The organism is Streptomyces sp. NPDC091279 (assembly GCF_044757465.1).
Taxonomy (GTDB): Bacteria; Actinomycetota; Actinomycetes; order Streptomycetales; family Streptomycetaceae; genus Streptomyces.
This window is the reverse complement of sequence record NZ_JBIVVA010000008.1, coordinates 85,106-99,541: the sequence shown is the minus strand read 5'-3', so window position 1 is coordinate 99,541 and position 14,436 is coordinate 85,106. Positions and strand designations below refer to the sequence as shown.

At 63.1% G+C, this 14,436-nt stretch carries 17 protein-coding genes; 9 read left to right on the top strand and 8 right to left on the bottom strand.

Annotated features, from left to right (window positions below):
* Positions 1-36 precede the first annotated feature (36 nt).
* The 3 genes from ACIQOU_RS21050 to ACIQOU_RS21040 form a co-directional block, all read right to left on the bottom strand.
* Positions 37-1,032 carry a hypothetical protein gene (locus ACIQOU_RS21050; RefSeq protein WP_401538325.1) on the bottom strand — a complete coding sequence of 332 codons (996 nt, stop codon included), beginning with the start codon at positions 1,030-1,032 and terminating at the stop codon, positions 37-39.
* 17 nt (positions 1,033-1,049) lie between these two features.
* On the bottom strand, positions 1,050-1,706 hold the full coding sequence (locus ACIQOU_RS21045) for a hypothetical protein (RefSeq protein ID WP_401538324.1): 657 nt from the start codon (positions 1,704-1,706) through the stop codon (positions 1,050-1,052).
* Between the two features lie 295 nt (positions 1,707-2,001).
* Positions 2,002-2,457: a hypothetical protein gene (locus ACIQOU_RS21040; RefSeq protein WP_401538323.1), complete on the bottom strand. Its 456-nt coding sequence runs from the start codon at positions 2,455-2,457 to the stop codon at positions 2,002-2,004.
* 524 nt (positions 2,458-2,981) lie between these two features.
* Here ACIQOU_RS21040 and ACIQOU_RS21035 point away from each other — a divergent pair.
* Together ACIQOU_RS21035 and ACIQOU_RS21030 are read left to right on the top strand one after the other, a co-directional pair.
* Positions 2,982-3,635 carry a hypothetical protein gene (locus ACIQOU_RS21035; protein WP_401538322.1) on the top strand — a complete coding sequence of 218 codons (654 nt, stop codon included), beginning with the start codon at positions 2,982-2,984 and terminating at the stop codon, positions 3,633-3,635.
* Positions 3,636-3,883: 248 nt separating this feature from the next.
* Positions 3,884-4,666, top strand: a complete 783-nt coding sequence (locus ACIQOU_RS21030; protein WP_401538321.1) for a hypothetical protein — start codon at positions 3,884-3,886, stop codon at positions 4,664-4,666.
* 742 nt (positions 4,667-5,408) lie between these two features.
* Here ACIQOU_RS21030 and ACIQOU_RS21025 read toward each other — a convergent pair.
* From ACIQOU_RS21025 to ACIQOU_RS21010, 4 genes are read right to left on the bottom strand one after another with little or no spacing between them, the layout of a single operon-like run.
* Positions 5,409-6,020, bottom strand: a complete 612-nt coding sequence (locus tag ACIQOU_RS21025; protein WP_401538320.1) for a hypothetical protein — start codon at positions 6,018-6,020, stop codon at positions 5,409-5,411.
* Positions 6,017-6,658, bottom strand: a complete 642-nt coding sequence (locus tag ACIQOU_RS21020; RefSeq protein ID WP_401538319.1) for a hypothetical protein — start codon at positions 6,656-6,658, stop codon at positions 6,017-6,019. The genes ACIQOU_RS21025 and ACIQOU_RS21020 overlap by 4 nt, the downstream gene beginning before the upstream one ends.
* A 32-nt stretch (positions 6,659-6,690) precedes the next feature.
* The gene (locus ACIQOU_RS21015) at positions 6,691-8,079 is read right to left on the bottom strand and encodes a hypothetical protein (RefSeq protein ID WP_401538318.1); all 1,389 of its coding nucleotides are present in this window, start codon (positions 8,077-8,079) and stop codon (positions 6,691-6,693) included.
* 3 nt (positions 8,080-8,082) lie between these two features.
* On the bottom strand, positions 8,083-8,400 hold the full coding sequence (locus ACIQOU_RS21010; RefSeq protein ID WP_401538317.1) for a hypothetical protein: 318 nt from the start codon (positions 8,398-8,400) through the stop codon (positions 8,083-8,085).
* Positions 8,401-9,252: 852 nt separating this feature from the next.
* Between ACIQOU_RS21010 and ACIQOU_RS21005 the strand changes: the two genes are divergently transcribed.
* The 7 genes from ACIQOU_RS21005 to ACIQOU_RS20975 all read left to right on the top strand — a co-directional run bounded on the left by ACIQOU_RS21005 (position 9,253) and on the right by ACIQOU_RS20975 (position 13,838).
* The gene (locus ACIQOU_RS21005) at positions 9,253-9,570 is read left to right on the top strand and encodes a type VII secretion target (RefSeq protein ID WP_401538316.1); all 318 of its coding nucleotides are present in this window, start codon (positions 9,253-9,255) and stop codon (positions 9,568-9,570) included.
* Positions 9,567-10,910 (top strand): hypothetical protein, encoded by a 1,344-nt coding sequence (locus ACIQOU_RS21000; RefSeq protein WP_401538315.1) that lies wholly within the window; start codon positions 9,567-9,569, stop codon positions 10,908-10,910. The genes ACIQOU_RS21005 and ACIQOU_RS21000 overlap by 4 nt, the downstream gene beginning before the upstream one ends.
* Before the next feature lie 24 nt (positions 10,911-10,934).
* On the top strand, positions 10,935-11,606 hold the full coding sequence (locus ACIQOU_RS20995; protein WP_401538314.1) for a hypothetical protein: 672 nt from the start codon (positions 10,935-10,937) through the stop codon (positions 11,604-11,606).
* A 26-nt stretch (positions 11,607-11,632) separates the two neighbouring features.
* Positions 11,633-12,292, top strand: coding sequence for a hypothetical protein (locus ACIQOU_RS20990; protein WP_401538313.1), 660 nt, complete (start codon positions 11,633-11,635; stop codon positions 12,290-12,292).
* Between the two features lie 44 nt (positions 12,293-12,336).
* Positions 12,337-12,903 (top strand): hypothetical protein, encoded by a 567-nt coding sequence (locus ACIQOU_RS20985; RefSeq protein WP_401538312.1) that lies wholly within the window; start codon positions 12,337-12,339, stop codon positions 12,901-12,903.
* 165 nt (positions 12,904-13,068) lie between these two features.
* On the top strand, positions 13,069-13,599 hold the full coding sequence (locus ACIQOU_RS20980) for a hypothetical protein (protein WP_401538311.1): 531 nt from the start codon (positions 13,069-13,071) through the stop codon (positions 13,597-13,599).
* An 11-nt stretch (positions 13,600-13,610) separates the two neighbouring features.
* Positions 13,611-13,838 carry a hypothetical protein gene (locus ACIQOU_RS20975; protein WP_401538310.1) on the top strand — a complete coding sequence of 76 codons (228 nt, stop codon included), beginning with the start codon at positions 13,611-13,613 and terminating at the stop codon, positions 13,836-13,838.
* A 47-nt stretch (positions 13,839-13,885) separates the two neighbouring features.
* Here ACIQOU_RS20975 and ACIQOU_RS20970 read toward each other — a convergent pair whose 3' ends face one another.
* Positions 13,886-14,431, bottom strand: a complete 546-nt coding sequence (locus ACIQOU_RS20970; RefSeq protein ID WP_401538309.1) for a hypothetical protein — start codon at positions 14,429-14,431, stop codon at positions 13,886-13,888.
* Positions 14,432-14,436: the final 5 nt, after the last annotated feature.

The window sequence follows — 14,436 nt, the reverse complement described above, 5'->3', positions numbered from 1 at the left end:
CGGCCGACGTCGGTCGTGGCGCCGTCTCTCACCGGGTCACCGGTTGACGGACTGGATCTCCCGTACCGGCACGTCGGTGGTCGTCGCGAAGGTGCCGTTCGGCAGATCTCCGCCCGTGCCGCCCGCGCCCTTCCAGGTGATCTGCCAGGTCAGAGTCGCCTTGAGCGGGTACGGCCGGTCTCCGGACGCCCTCAGATATGTCACGCCGCACGGCGGGGTGCCGTTCCCCTTGCCCTTGGCGTAGGGCTCACCGATCGACCCGTCGCCGTTGATCGTGCACTCGCCGGATGCGGGAAGGGTCTCGGCGTCACCCGTGCCGGGGTCGATGTGCAGGCTGACCGGCTTCGCGGTCGTGGTCGCCCACAGACCGGTACCGGGGAGACTCGCGGTGACGGACACCGTCTTGAAGGTGGCCTTGTCCAACCAGATCCACGTCGGCAGATTCACCGTCGACTTGCCCGCCGGGGCCGTGGAGATCTCGGTGCCGGGAACAGAGGTCCGCTGATAGGCGAGCCCGGCGAGGGTCTCGGTGTCGATGGCCTGGGGGACCTTCGGGGCTTCGCCCTTGTTGACCCAGAAAGGAGGACGCTTACAGGTATGGGATGCGGGATCGTTTTCCATCTCAGGGTTCTCGACGGCCACCCACCACCTTCCGTCGTCGTTCTTGGCGACGTTGAAATCCTTGTACGGATGCCCCTCTTTGTAATACTCCTTGGCATCCGCGATACCCGAAGGCTCACCACCTACCGCCAGGTACATGTCCCACAGGGCTTCCTTGTACGTCTTGAAGTTTTTGGCCTCCCAGTACGGTTCGTACCAACAGGCCGGAGGTTGCCAGTCCACAGAGGTGGACGTGACCGTGCCGCCGCCGTCCGAATGGGATGCACCCTTCACCGTGAAGCTGACACGCGATTCCAGCAACTGCTGCGACGAACTGGCGGACGACTCCGAGGTCTGGGCTCCTGTGCCACCCAGGTCTCCGGCCAACGCAGTGTGGGTCCCCAGGATCGACATCGTGACGGTGAGAGTCACCGTGGTGAAACACCGCGTCACGGCTGGCACCTTTGGGCACCCCGGTCCTCGTTGAGGCTCCAGATCTGCCAGACGCCGTTCTTGTTCTTCTTGACACCGGTGTTGTAGTAGACGTAACTGTCGGATGTTGTCTTGGTGCCTTCCATCTTGCCGGTTTTGAGATCCTTGACGTCCGCCTTACTCTCGTCCACGCAATACGTCAGAGCGCCCGACGTCTTGTCGAAAATGGACACCTTGCGATCGTAATAACGCAGGGCCCCAGCCCAGCTGGTCTTTCTGTCGATGTTTCCCTTGGCGTACTCGTAGACACCCGCCAATGCCGTGTCCGTGTAGTAGAAACCGATGCCGGATTTCTTCAGGTCGCTGTGGGCCATGGCCTGCCACACGGTGCTGACAGCCCGCTCGTTGTCCGCGAGGATAGCGTCCTTCACCGCGTCACCGGTCTGCCGGTCTTCGACGACCAGTTTCATGTCACCGGGAAGCTTGATCTCCGGCCGGTCGATGCCGTCCGCCGAAGCGGAGGCCGACGGCGACGCCGATGTCGTCGCGCCCGTACCGGCGCCCTCGATCTTGTCGGCGGACGAGTCTCCGCCGCCTCCGGAACCACACGCGGTGAGCAGCAGGGCCGCCGATGCGGTGAGCGCGGCTACGCCGAGCCGGGCGGGGCGATTCACTCTGGACTCCTGACAAGGTGGGGGGTAACTCCAGCGAACCAAAGCTACCCAGGAGGCTCGTGAAGGTTCCAGTTGACGTTCTGTCGAGATCCGACCAACTGGCCCACGATATAAGCCCGTTGGTGCCTATTTCTTCCCCACGCCAGGTGACCGACCACCGCCCGTCGAGTCACCCCTGCGCAGCACGCGGATCACGTGGAACGGCCCGGCGCGCACGTGCCTTTTGCCGACGCACACATAGCCCCTAGCCCGCGACAACCCGCTCCCAGAGTCGGACCACGACTGCGGGTACCGCCTAAGACCGCCCCAGCAGCACGTCCGTGGGGACCTCGGCCCCGCTCACCTTGTCTCCCACGGGGAGTTGGTCCGCGTAACCGGCCTCGGTCCACACGAGTTCCTTGAACTGCTCGGGCGTGAGCACCCCTTGCCACGGCTCGCCTTCCGGGCAGAACACGGAAGCGCAGCCGTAGCGGTACCGGGCCGGCCGCCACAGCCGCAGCGCGCGTGGCGCCCCCGCCTCGGCGGCAGCCTTCTCACGTGCGTCATCGCGTACGACCGAGAAGGTCCCGAAGAAGCAGACCAGGGCGAGCAGCACGCCCCCGACCAGATACAGCGGCTTGCCCTGCTGAACGCCCATGTAGGCAAGGCCGACCCCGACGACTGTCAGCGCCATGCCTTCCGCGAAGTGCAGCCACCCGTCGCCGAACTTGTTCGGGCCCGGTTCGAGGCCACCGAAGAGGCCATCACGCACCGCGCCTTCACCGGTGCGCGCCTGCTCGACGGCCGTATCTCCGTACCACCGCACCCGGGACACGCCACGTCAATGACCCTCGCGCCGCTTCGTTCTCCATGCTGATCACCCTAACGACGGGCGGTTCTCCAAGATCGCGAACGCCCTACAGGCCGTCGGCACACCGGCCTCAACGGCATCCCACGGCCAAGTCCGCCAAGACCCGGGCGACTTGACCCCGGCATGCCCCCAGCCTCACCCTCGGGCCCCCATGTCCGCACGCAAGGCACCGAACAGATCGATAGCGAATCGAAATCCCTGGCAACGGCGGAACAGGGCTCCGCACCCGAATCTGTCCGCCACCTGCCCGCAGGCATCGCCCTGACCTGCTTGTCCGAGCACGATCGAGACTCACCCCACCTCCCCAGAAGTCCGACCCATCCGCAATTGCCCAATTCCACAAGGGTGTTCACCCTGGCGAGATCAGGAACCCCACCGATAGCGTTTGCGTTCTCGACGAACTTCAGTCTCACGGGGAGTCCACTGTGAAGCGCCGTACTTTGCCCGCTGCCGCCGCGCTCGCCGCGACCGCGGCCCTGCTGCTGACGGCTTGCGGGAGCGAGGACGACAGCTCCAAGACCAACGACAAGATCGCGGGGTCCGACAGCGCCAGCGCGACGCCGTCCGTTTCTCCCAGCTCATCAGCTGACGACACCACCCGCCCGAAGGTGACGTTGCCTTCCGACGTGCACAACATCTACGAGGGCTGGACCTCGAACGATCCGGCAGAGGCAGCAGCGCTGGCCGACGCGAAGCGGCGCATCGACGCGACGGACGCCGCTATCACCGGCGACGATCTCAATTCGAAGGCGATCCCGTTCTACTACACGGGAGATGCTCTTCTCGGCGCCGCGAAGTGGATCAAGGGCTACACGGACGACGACTACACGGTCACCGGCACGACGCGTTACTACAACCCCCAGCTGTCGAAGTACAGCAAGTCCGCAGTCGGACTCATCTACTGCTCCGACGAGGGTAAGGCGTTCGACAAGAATCGCAAGACTGGCAAGGTCGAGAAGTCCGCAGTGACGAAGGATTCCTACGTTCTCTACAACACTCGACTGGACAAGAATCGGGACGGGATCTGGCAGACCAGCAAGCTGATTTCCGTAAGGGGCGATGAAAAGTGCACGCCGTGAGAAAGTGCGCCATATATGTCACGGTAGTCGGCGGCGCGACCGTACTCGCCCTGCTCCCGAGCCCTGCACTGGCGGGTAAAGGCCATGGCGAGGCGTCGCAGGGAAATTACGAGACCAGCAACAGCCAGTCGGACGGCACCCTTGCCTCCAAGATCACGTTCTCTGGCTCGGTCAGGGGAAGTGGCGGTTCGTCCAAAGCAGCCACTCCCGTCGGCAACTGGACCCCTCCGGCCTGCTGGTACGAGCCGATGACGGCTGAGGACTTCGCCTCTCGCATGGAGAAGGCGTACGACACGGTCACCAACGACCCCCGACAGCCCAACTACGCCAGGGCCGCGCAAGCGCAGTACCGGGACAGCTACAAGGACGGCAAGTACAAGGAATACAACCTCGACAAGAAGGGCGAGGGCAGTTGGTGGCTGCCGGTCCAGGACAACAGCCGCCTCGACGAGGAGGCCGCCTGGAACTGCAACGAACTGCCCTTCTGGGTGAAGAACGGCGACACTCCAGCCGTCAAAAACGCGGTGACGCCGCAAATCCTTGCCGAACTCGCCTACAACCAGGTCCAGCTGCCGACCACCAAGGTCTCTCTCGCGCCGGCGAACACCACCAAGGTCAACCTCCCCACCTGGGCCTGGCTGGACGGCGCCAAGTTCAAAGAGGTCTCCGTGACCGCCGCTCTCAATGCGGCCGGGGTGAACATCCAGGCCACCACCACCGCCAAACCCGTGTCCCTCAAGCTCGAACCAGGCACGGCGGACGCCGAGACCTACCCGGCCTCGGCCGAGTGCGCCATCAACGACGACGGCTCGATCGGCGAGCAATACACGAAGGGCAACGGCGACCGGACGCCGCCCTGCGGAGTCAAGTACCTCCGCTCGTCCGGCAACGGCACTTTCAGCCTTCGGGCCACCATCACCTGGGACATCACCTGGACCGGCACCGGCGGCGCGGGCGGTGACCTGCCCGACGCCACCTTCGGCAGCGACCAGGCCGTCACCGTCCAGGAGATCCAGGCAGTCAACCGCTGACATCCCGCCGGGTGGGCGGCCCATCCTGGCCGGACCGCCCATCCCGCCCGCTCCCGGTGAACGGCTTCAGCGCAGGGCACGTTCCAGCCCGAAGGACCACACTGCCGACGTCAGGGCGTCGTCCGGCCGCCGGTCGACCCTGTCCGCCTGATGAGCCGACATTCCTCGGATCAAGGGCGACGGCCACCCGCTGCCCGGCTCCTGCCCTTGCCCCGCTTACGCAACTTCCGCAGACGCTCGCGTTCTTCGGCCCGCCGCGACTCCAACCGGCCGACACGCCTGCGGTGAAGGACCCACCCGAGGACACCGGCGCTGACCGCATAAGCGACGAGCGCACTCCCCGTGCCGGGAATGTAGGCGCACCCGTCGCGAGTGGAAGAGCAATTCCTGCCCGGAAGCGCCGCAAGCAAGTACATGAGCGGCCCGAGCACCGCAATCGCGCAGGCCGCGGTGCCCACCCCCTGGACGGCCTTCCGCACCACTGCCCCACCGGGAGGACCGGCTGCGAAGTGCAGGCCACCGATACCACCGATGGCGGTGACCAGGCCAAGAGCGCAGCCAACGACCCAAGGCCCGGCGGGCCCGTCAAGGATCATCGGAGCTGTCGTACGGACGAGCCACTTCCAGGTACCCAGCGCCAGCAGGACCACAGCGGCAGCGGCCATGACGCCCACTACGACCACGGAAATCGTCGCGAATCCGGCCCCTCCACGCTTTCCGGGCAGACCGTCCACCTGTCTCATCACTCCCAATACAACGTGCCTGCGACGGTGTCGAACAACTCGACCATCCGGTCGGCGAGCGGGTCGACGGGGGTGGAGAAGGTCAGCATCAGCCAACGTGTGGTGGCCGGAATCGGCACGTAGTAGGTGAGCGTCGTGGTCGGAAGAGTGTTCCCCAACTGCGCCGCAGAGTCCGGCGCCTCGCGTTTACGCTGTCGCACAGCCTTACCCGCGGCCGCCAGCTCCGCGACACCTACTTCATGGTCGTCTCCGAGCACCTTGTCGGCCATGTGTTCCGCCAACTCCTCCACGTCGGAGACCTGCGGCCACTCGTCTTGCGAGGGAACACTGATCAGAAGCGAGGACGCAAGGGGCAAGGGACCGACAGTCATTGTGGAGAGGTAGAGCTCGGTGCCACCAACTCTGTACGCGCCCTTCGCTCTGCGCTGAAGGTCGTGCATGAACTCTCTCTTCAAATGAGGGACGTCGTCCCTGCCACTAAACGTCAAGTTGGCGAGGGCGACAATGCTCCGATCACGCTGGTCCGGTTCGAGCAGCAGCCGAAACCAACCGTCAGGGACGACAAGGTGATAGTCCTTGGGCGGAGAGTTGAACTGGCCGGCAGTCTTCATTCCTTACCTCCACCGGGTCCGAGCGGAGTGATCCGCAAGGTCCGAACCGCTTCGTCGGCCAGCTCTGTGATTTGTTCGGTGAGAGCGATCTTCTCCCAGGTCACTGTGACGATGATGAGGCTCTGCATATCAGGTGGGAAGACGGCGTACTTGATGAATTCGGCGATCTTTCGACCGAAGCCGAACATGCGCTTCACCTGGGCCATCGCTTGCACGCGCACAGCGGGTCCACCCGCTAGATCGAGTTTGGTGATCTGCACCTCACCCAGGATCTTGGCGTTCCCCCATTTCAGGAGTAGCGGGATGACATCATCCATACCCGGGCGTGGAACACCCTCATCGCCATACGAATCAACCAAAAGATTAGCCAGAGCTTCTCCCGCCTCCGAGTAATACGCTGCCGCGAGAGTGGGCATATTTTCATTCAGGTCGACGGCCCTGTCCACCATGTCATCGAAGGCCGCGCTTTTCTCGATCTCCAGGCCGAGCGGGTTGAGACTGTTCACCACTTTCCTGGCCAGTACCGCGGCCTCGGCCTTGGTTCCCTCTCGCAGGGTCAGGTCGATCCAGCCCGGTTGGAAGTCGAGGGTACATTCGAAGGGCTCCTCCAGCGGAGCAACATCTTCCGGTGCGGTCATGCTCTGTCCTTTCGTGAAGACGTGATCGAGTTTCAGCCGAGACCGACAAGTTCTTCGAGGTTTCCGTCCAGGCCCAATCCAGTCAGAGTAATGCCGGCCCCAACCAGAGACAGGCGGCTGGCTGACTTGGCGATCTGATTGACGGCGTTGCCGTCGAACTGACTTCCCAGAGCAGCAGTCCCCAACTTGACCGACTTCAGATCTGACGCCACACCGGGGTCAGACATGGAAAATGATTTCGACATTCCCCTGAGAGCACTCCCGCTGCCGCGTAGACTCAGCTCATTCTTCGCCAGGCTCCAATTTCCACTACCAGGCTTGAGGACCTTGAGGTTCTCACCCCACGCCTTCGAAAAAGGCTCTGTGAACGGCTCCTTGATCGACTTCCAGACGTCACTCTTTCCAATTTTGAACGACTGTCCGGAAATATTTCGGAGTTTCTTGTTCGCACGACCGACCTGCCGTGCGGTACGCGCCGCACCGGCTCTTCCGAGTTTAGGCAAAGCTCCCTTGGCGAACTTTCCTGCAATCTTAGAAAACCCCTTGCCGACTCCCATGAGCGCAAATCCGAGAGCTGCCATCCCCACATCCATCCAGTCGGCATTTCCCTGAAATACCTGAATGAGCGTAGCGATGAAGTTGACAAGTGTCGCAATCATCGCAATGGCACCCAGAACTCCGGCCAGAGCTTGCCCGATCACCGGAATCCATCCCACAAGCAGCGAGAGAACACCACATACCGTCGCGATCCATGACGTGATAGATGCGATATCGTCAACCAAAGTTTCCCAGAAGCCATCCTTGAGGGCATCATGATTGATCACCTCATCAAGGGAATCCCGAGCCCGCCTGGCGGCATCGTCACGGATCTTCTTCGCTTCTTTGATCTTCTCACGTGCGGCATTGATTTCATCGCCAGCCGCATCGCGCTTCGCTTCAAGCCCCTTTCTGTTCCTATCGGCCCCTTCTTCCTTGGGACTCTTGCCCGACAGGCCATCGATGCTCTTCTGCGCCGCCCCCTTCCTTTCGTCCGCGTCCTTGGCATCCTTTAGGGCAGCATCAGCGATTTCTTGGGCACGATTGAGATCTGAAGCATAGTTCCGAGGCCTGGCATGCAGCTTATCCTGATATCCGCCGCCCACCTCATCGACCCTGCTACCGATAGCTGTGGCAGCCGTGTCGTATCTTCTAAAAGCGGCCTCAAGTTTCTTTACGTTCCCCTTGGCTCTCTCTCGAAATTCCTTTCCGGACTGGTTGTCCCAGGCGTCCACGTCGGCAACGGCCTTGAGGTTCCGGATCTGTCGTTCGATTTCCTCCGCCGTCTTACGGAGCTGTTTCCCCAAGGCCGCCATACGGTCTGGATCACCAGGAGTGGGGTCATTGTCCGCGACTGGGTGCCAGTCGCGCGGCCGTCCCGCCATCGATTACTTCCCCCTCTTCGGTTCCTGGGCGCCGCGAATGGCCTCGGCCAACTGGTGATCTATTTCCTCGTACGCTTCCGCAGCTGCCTTGGCGATCTGCGCCAGCGCGTCGATCTCGTCCGTCAGCCTCTTGCGGCTGAGCTTCCAGTTTCCGGCAAAATCTTCGAACTTGTCCGCCAGGTCACTGTTTCCGAAGTCGTCCCCGTACTTTCCCATTAGGTCGTCCAGGCCTTCGAATGCCTTCTTGACGTTGCTGAGTCCTCTTCCCATTCCCTTGATCACATCAAGATCGAGCCGCGTGTGATCGCTTTCTCCGCTCATTGCACCCCGTACATGTTTGCAAAGTTGCTTGAATGACTGAACGTCCCGACCGAACACCCGGGCGCTCCGCAGGTCTGCCCCCTCGGCTCCCCTCAGCGCTCTCGGTCAGCTCGCTGTCCAGGCCCTGATGCTCCAACGCGCTTGTAGGACCGTATCTTTGCCGCCGAGTGTGGGCCACCCTCCATGGCTCAACCTGCCGCAGGCCCACCATCGTGTCTCCGGGCTCAGTTGTTGTGAGGGCCCGGATGAGGCCGCAGCTCACGGACCGCTTGCAGGAGCACACCCCGCAATCACCAGGGTTACTGGGAACCAAGCCACCAGGTGAATACCCGTGCGAAGAGATGAACAGTTATCGTCATGCCACTGTGGCCCACGTACGGATGGGTCACAGGTACCTGGGAAGGACGAACGTGCAGCTGACTCTGAGCGTCGTCGATCTGTTCGCCGGTGGCTCCGCCGACGGCAGGATGCTCGACCTCGATCCCGAGTCCTCAGTGGGGGACATCGCGAAGGAACGTGCCACTCGCGTGAGGCCCTCGTGGCAGCGCACCACTCGTCTCCATCGGGCAGCACCACACGAGCGGAACAGAGTCACGCCATACAGCCACCAGGCGCCGAGTCAGGATCGACCGGTACAGCATCGACACCGGGCCGCCCGGTCAGCCACTCGTCGAGGACCCGAACTGCCCCAGCGAGCACCAGCGTCGTCCGTCGCGACGAATATCACTCTCATTGACGAGCAGTCAGGGGGCCTTGCCTGCCCCTGGGCAAACAGCTCACCGTCGGCAGTACGTTCCTGGGACTTGGCCCCCCTTAGCGGTTTGACTCCCGATGCGGGGAGGGTGACGTTCCATGGCTGACCGGCTCGCTGTGGACGGTGGTGAACTCGCCCATTTCATGAAGCTCTTGAACAAGTCCAGCACCTCGTTGAAGGGCCTGCGCAAGGCCCTGGCCGACACGACCGTCACCGGCCTCGGCACGGACGACCTCGACTCGGCCTGCGAGGACTTTCAGGACGACTGGAAGTACGGGGCCGAAGAGATCGGCAAGCAGACCGAAGACCTGGCCAAGATCATCGGTGAGAGCAAGAAGAGCTACGAGGAAGTCGACAGGGCACTGGAAGAGGCTCTGAAGAAGTCCACGCACGGAAATTCCGGGAGCAAGAAGTGACCCTGTCGCCCGGCGTCGAGAAATCCCCGTACGACAACTCCCCCGCAGCCCGGGAGGGGAGCCTTCCCCAGGGCCTCAAATCCTCACCGTCCATTCCGAACCCTGACTATCCACACCTGGGGTTCAACCCGACTCCCGGTGACACCGAGACGGTCAGCGACCTCTACAAGAAGCTCAGCAGCTGCGCCAAGGTCCTTGAGGACACGCACGGGCTCGTCACAAAGCTCATGGACGGAAGCTACTGGGAGGGCGACGCCGCTGTCGCCTTCCGCGAACAGCTCGACGGCGGCCCCCTCCCCCTCAACCTCAAGAACGCCGCCCACTCCATCCGTAAAGCCGCCCGGCACGTGCACAGCTGGGAAGGCGAACTCGACGAGTTCCAGAGCCGGGCCAAGAAGCTTGAGCAGGATGCCAAAGAGGCGCAGGAAGCCCTGGACACGGCGAAGGGGCATGCCACAAAGGCCAAGAACAACCCCGACCTCGACGGCAAGGGCAGCCAGCACGAAAAAGCTCAGAAATCCCTCACCGGCGCCAACACAGCGGTGGAGAAAGCCCAGAGCGACCTCGAAAAGGTCATCGGCAAGGCCAAGAAACTCGCCGAGGAACACGAGGAGAAGGCCCGGTACCGCGCCGGCAAGATCCGCGGCGCCACGAAAAAACTGGCACCGCACGAACCGGGCTGGCTCGAAGAATTCGCCGACTGGTTCACCGAGAACCTGCCCGACATCCTCAGCTTCACCGCAGGCGTCATCGGCCTGGTCGCCCTGTTCGTCGCAACGGGCGGCGTCGCAGCAGCCGTCCTACTACTCTCGGCAGCAGCATTGAGCGCGACCGCCCTAGTCATGCGAGTGAGCGATCCCGAAGTACGGGCCTCCCTGATGGACGGCTTCACCAAGGGCGAGTTCGACTCCGATTTCTGGGGCAACGCTGTCAGTTTGGCTGGCGACTTCCTTGGAGTCATTCCGGGCGTGAGTGCCGTAGGACTCGGCGCCCGTACGACATTTAGGCTCATGAGCGCCAGCGAGGAGGCATTCACCCTTGGAAAGGTGATGACGACGCTGGGCAGCAGAACGCTGACCGAAGCGAAGGCTATCTCGGAACTCGGAAATCCGGCCCTGAACCTCATTGTGCGCGGGGCTCAGGGCTCAGCCACTGTCGGAGAGATTGTGGAGATCGGCTCCTCTTCGCTCGGTGTTCTGACCGCAGGGTACGGACTGGTGGCCAGTGCCGACGACGCGCTGGACAACGACGGGGCAAAGGACACCACCACTGGGATCGACGGTTCGAGAACCATTTTGGACGGCGGCGCCCTGATCGACCTCGCCCGGTATGTGTTCTGACTCGGATGACAGGAAAGAGTTAACATGAACCCCGCAGATTACTCCGTCGCATGGGAGCATCCGCCGACTCGGCGAGCATGGTGGAAGCAACTAGTGTTGTGCCTGATCTCTCCCGTCGCGTGGATCGCTCTCTGGTTCGCCCTGCTGGCGGTCCTGGTGGTTTTCATGCCCGAAGGCTACGGTTACTCAATTCTCTTCGCCCCGTTCCTTATCTATTCTTTCTACCGCGCATACATCCAACTCTTCTATATCGCTGTCGTATGGCGGACAAGACGCGTTCTGCGGGTCTACCCATGGCACCTGTTCACTGATTCCCCGAACGGACTGGGCGATCGGACCGATGTCGTGGGCCAACAGTGCGGCTGGTTCGAGTTCCCGAATCCCGCCCGTCCCGAAGAACAACTGCCCATGGTGTTCCCCTCGCACTGGGCGGTGGGCTGGTGGCACCGGCGTATGGCGCCTCGCACGAAGGCCGTGATCAAAGCTCAGATTCGCGTGGTGTGGTTGGCCGGGGACCCCCGTTTCATCGGAGTGATCGCGGCGCCCACGTCCAACGGGACCGCGCCCCGTCGATTCCGTTTCCTGACCCAGCAGATGGAGAAAACCGAGGGGTATCAATCCGTCACCGACTGGGGAGCCACCGCTGAAGACATCGAGCGTGGTCGCCGCGCGGGCGTGAATTCGGGTAGGTCGTGACCTCGACAAGCACGGAACCCACCCCCATGAACCCCCGCATCATCGTCGCCGATTCCGTCAAAGACCCCGATGCCGGTATCTGGTTCGCCGTGCCCGGTGGGTTCACCGAGGTTCCGCTCGATGTCTTGCTCGCCCGGCCGATGTCGCCGGAGGCGGACCGGCTCAAGGAAGCGCTCGCTCCTCTGGTCGAGGCCTTTCCCGACGGCATCGCCCGGCAGCAGTTCATCGCCCAACTGGCGTCCGGACAGCAACTCCTCGGCGCCCTGCGCGAGGCAGGCACCGTCCACTGCTCCCTCGGAGTGCACCACGACGACGTGGGCGAAGAGAACGGCAGGACCCTGCATTCCCTCTTCACCGTGTCATGGCGTGACATCGCCTGGTCACCGAGGGCGGTGAGCGCGGCACGTGCGGTCGCCACGGCAGAGCAGCACACACACATCGAGTACCTGGACCTCGCCGGCGGACCGGCGTCGATGGGAGAGACCGTACGCACGCCCACCCCCGAATCAGGGCTGCCGTCAACACCGTTGCTCCAGATCCGCGCCTACCTTCCGCATCCGGACTGCAAACGGATGGCAGTCCTCATGCTGAGCACGACCGCGGTGGAACGACGTGAGCAGTACCGGATGATCCTCAACCAGATCGCCGAACTCACCAGTTTCGAATCCCCGTTGACCGAGGCCTGACCCGGCCGTTCAGCGAGCAGGCTGTCCGGCCGGGGCCCCGGCACGTGCACAGCTGGGAAGGCGAACTCGACGAGTTCCAGAGCCGGGCCAAGAAGCTTGAGCAGGATGCCAAAGAAGCGCAGGAAGCCCTGGACACGGCGAAGAGGCATGCCACAAACGCCAAGAACAACCCCGACCTCGTTCTGGGGCAACGCTGTCAGTGCAGTGTGGGCGGGGATGTTCTCGGAGTCCTACCGTGTCTGGGTGCGGTGAGCCTGGGCATCCGTGAAACAGTCGTCGGTCTGCGGGCCAGCGAGGAAGTGGTCACCCTCGGTAAGGTGATAACGACGCTGGGCACCAATACGATGACCGAAGCTAAGGCCATCTCAGCCCTCGGAAATCCGGCCCTCAAGATCCCAGTTCGCGGGGCTCGGAACTCTGCCGAGGTCGGAGAGGCCATTGAGATCACTTCGGGCTCAATCGGTCTCGTGACAGCAGGGGTGGGATTGGCAGCAAGCGCCTACGACCCATTGGACAGTGACGTGGTGAAGAACAGCGGCAGCGGAGTCGACGGCGTGAGGACCATTATTGACGGTGGCGCTCTCATCGACCTCGCACGCTATGCTTTCTGACGCAGGGAATGAGAGATAATTCCTATGAATCCGGCTGACCATTCCACCGCATGGGAGCATTCGCCAACCCGTCGCGCATGGTGGAAGCAATTCTTGTTGTGTGCGATCGCTCCCGTAGTGTGGATCGCCCTCTGGTTCGCCTCCCTAGCAGTCCTAGTCGTTTTCATGCCCGCCGGGTACGGCTCCTCCGCCCTCTTTACCCCGCTGATTATCTATACTTTCTATCGCGCATACATCCAACTCTTCTACATCCCTATCGTCCTGCGGAAGAGGCGTGCTCTGCGGGAATATCCCTGGCGTTTGTTCAAGAATGCGCCCCACGGGCTCACCAAACGGGACGAGGTCCTCGGGAAGCAACTGGGATGGTTCGAGTTTCCCAACCCCACCCGTCCGGAGGAGCAACTCCCCATGGTGTTCCCCACGCACTGGGCGGTCGGCTGGTGGCACCGGCGTATGGCTCCTCGGGCCAAGCCTCATATCAAAGCTCAGATCGACGTGGTGTGGATGGCCGGAGATCCCCGTATCGTCGCAGTGATCGCGGCGTCGACGTCTGATGGGACGATGCCCCGTCGATTCCGTTTCGTGACGCAGCAGACCGGGACAGCCGAGGGGCTTCGTCCAGCCACCGACTGGGGAGCCACTCCCGAGGACATCGAGCGCGCTCGCCGCGTGGGCATCATGCCAAGCAACCGGTGAACCCCACCCCCATGAACCCCCGCATCATCGTCGCCGATTCCGTCAAAGACCCCGATGCCGGCATCTGGTTCGCCGTGCCCGGTGGGTTCACCGAGGTTCCGCTCGATGTCTTGCTCGCCCGGCCGATGTCGCCGGAGGTGCTGAGCACGACCGCGGTGGAACGACGTGAGCAGTACCGGGTGATCCTCAAGCAGATCGCCGAACTCACCAGTTTCGAATCCCCGTTGGCCGAGGCCTGACCCGGCCGTTCAGCGAGCAGGCTGTCCGGCCGGGGCAGAGCCCCGCGTCACCTGATCCAGCGCAGCGACTCGGCCATGGACGCGCACAGCCGGTGCATCGGTCCGGTCACGTCGCTGAGCGGCACCGCGAACGCCATCACCAAGTAGCCGACGCCACCAGGCATCTGGACGTACAGGTCCATGGTCGTCGGGGTGAGGACCCGGACCGTCTCGCCCGCGGGGAGAACCATGACCGAGACCTCGGCGTCGCGCCCGCTCCGGGCCTCCCTCGCTTCCAGGGTGTCCCGCAGGGCGGGCGGTGCCAGAGCCCCCGGCCGAGGGATCAGGGAGACGATCAAGGTGGCCGGGAGGATCGTTCCGTCGTCCAGTTCGGGGCGCAGGAAGAACTCCAGCGCGCCGTTCCTGACCCCTGCCTCGGCCGTGTTGCGCAGGGTCGTCCAGACTTCCCGCATGGTCTCGGCCGGAACGTTCCTGCCCTTGGCCTGGTGGTCCACGAAGGTCTTCAGCTGGGCCCGCCAGCGGTCCTGGACGAGGTCGATACGGAACCAGTCCCTGGGGACCAGCAGCCGATAGTCCCGTGGCGGGGCTGTCATCCCGG

Excerpts from the sequence above, each read along its gene's own strand:
- ACIQOU_RS20995 (WP_401538314.1), top strand. The coding sequence starts at position 10,935 with ATGAACCCCGCAGATTACTCCGTCGCATGGGAGCATCCGCCGACTCGG.
- ACIQOU_RS21005 (WP_401538316.1), top strand. The coding sequence starts at position 9,253 with ATGGCTGACCGGCTCGCTGTGGACGGTGGTGAACTCGCCCATTTCATG.
- ACIQOU_RS21025 (WP_401538320.1), bottom strand. The coding sequence starts at position 6,020 with ATGAAGACTGCCGGCCAGTTCAACTCTCCGCCCAAGGACTATCACCTT.
- ACIQOU_RS20980 (WP_401538311.1), top strand. The coding sequence starts at position 13,069 with ATGCCCGCCGGGTACGGCTCCTCCGCCCTCTTTACCCCGCTGATTATC.
- ACIQOU_RS20970 (WP_401538309.1), bottom strand. The coding sequence starts at position 14,431 with ATGACAGCCCCGCCACGGGACTATCGGCTGCTGGTCCCCAGGGACTGG.
- ACIQOU_RS20990 (WP_401538313.1), top strand. The coding sequence starts at position 11,633 with ATGAACCCCCGCATCATCGTCGCCGATTCCGTCAAAGACCCCGATGCC.
- ACIQOU_RS21020 (WP_401538319.1), bottom strand. The coding sequence starts at position 6,658 with ATGACCGCACCGGAAGATGTTGCTCCGCTGGAGGAGCCCTTCGAATGT.
- ACIQOU_RS20975 (WP_401538310.1), top strand. The coding sequence starts at position 13,611 with ATGAACCCCCGCATCATCGTCGCCGATTCCGTCAAAGACCCCGATGCC.
- ACIQOU_RS21010 (WP_401538317.1), bottom strand. The coding sequence starts at position 8,400 with ATGAGCGGAGAAAGCGATCACACGCGGCTCGATCTTGATGTGATCAAG.
- ACIQOU_RS21030 (WP_401538321.1), top strand. The coding sequence starts at position 3,884 with ATGACGGCTGAGGACTTCGCCTCTCGCATGGAGAAGGCGTACGACACG.
- ACIQOU_RS21015 (WP_401538318.1), bottom strand. The coding sequence starts at position 8,079 with ATGGCGGGACGGCCGCGCGACTGGCACCCAGTCGCGGACAATGACCCC.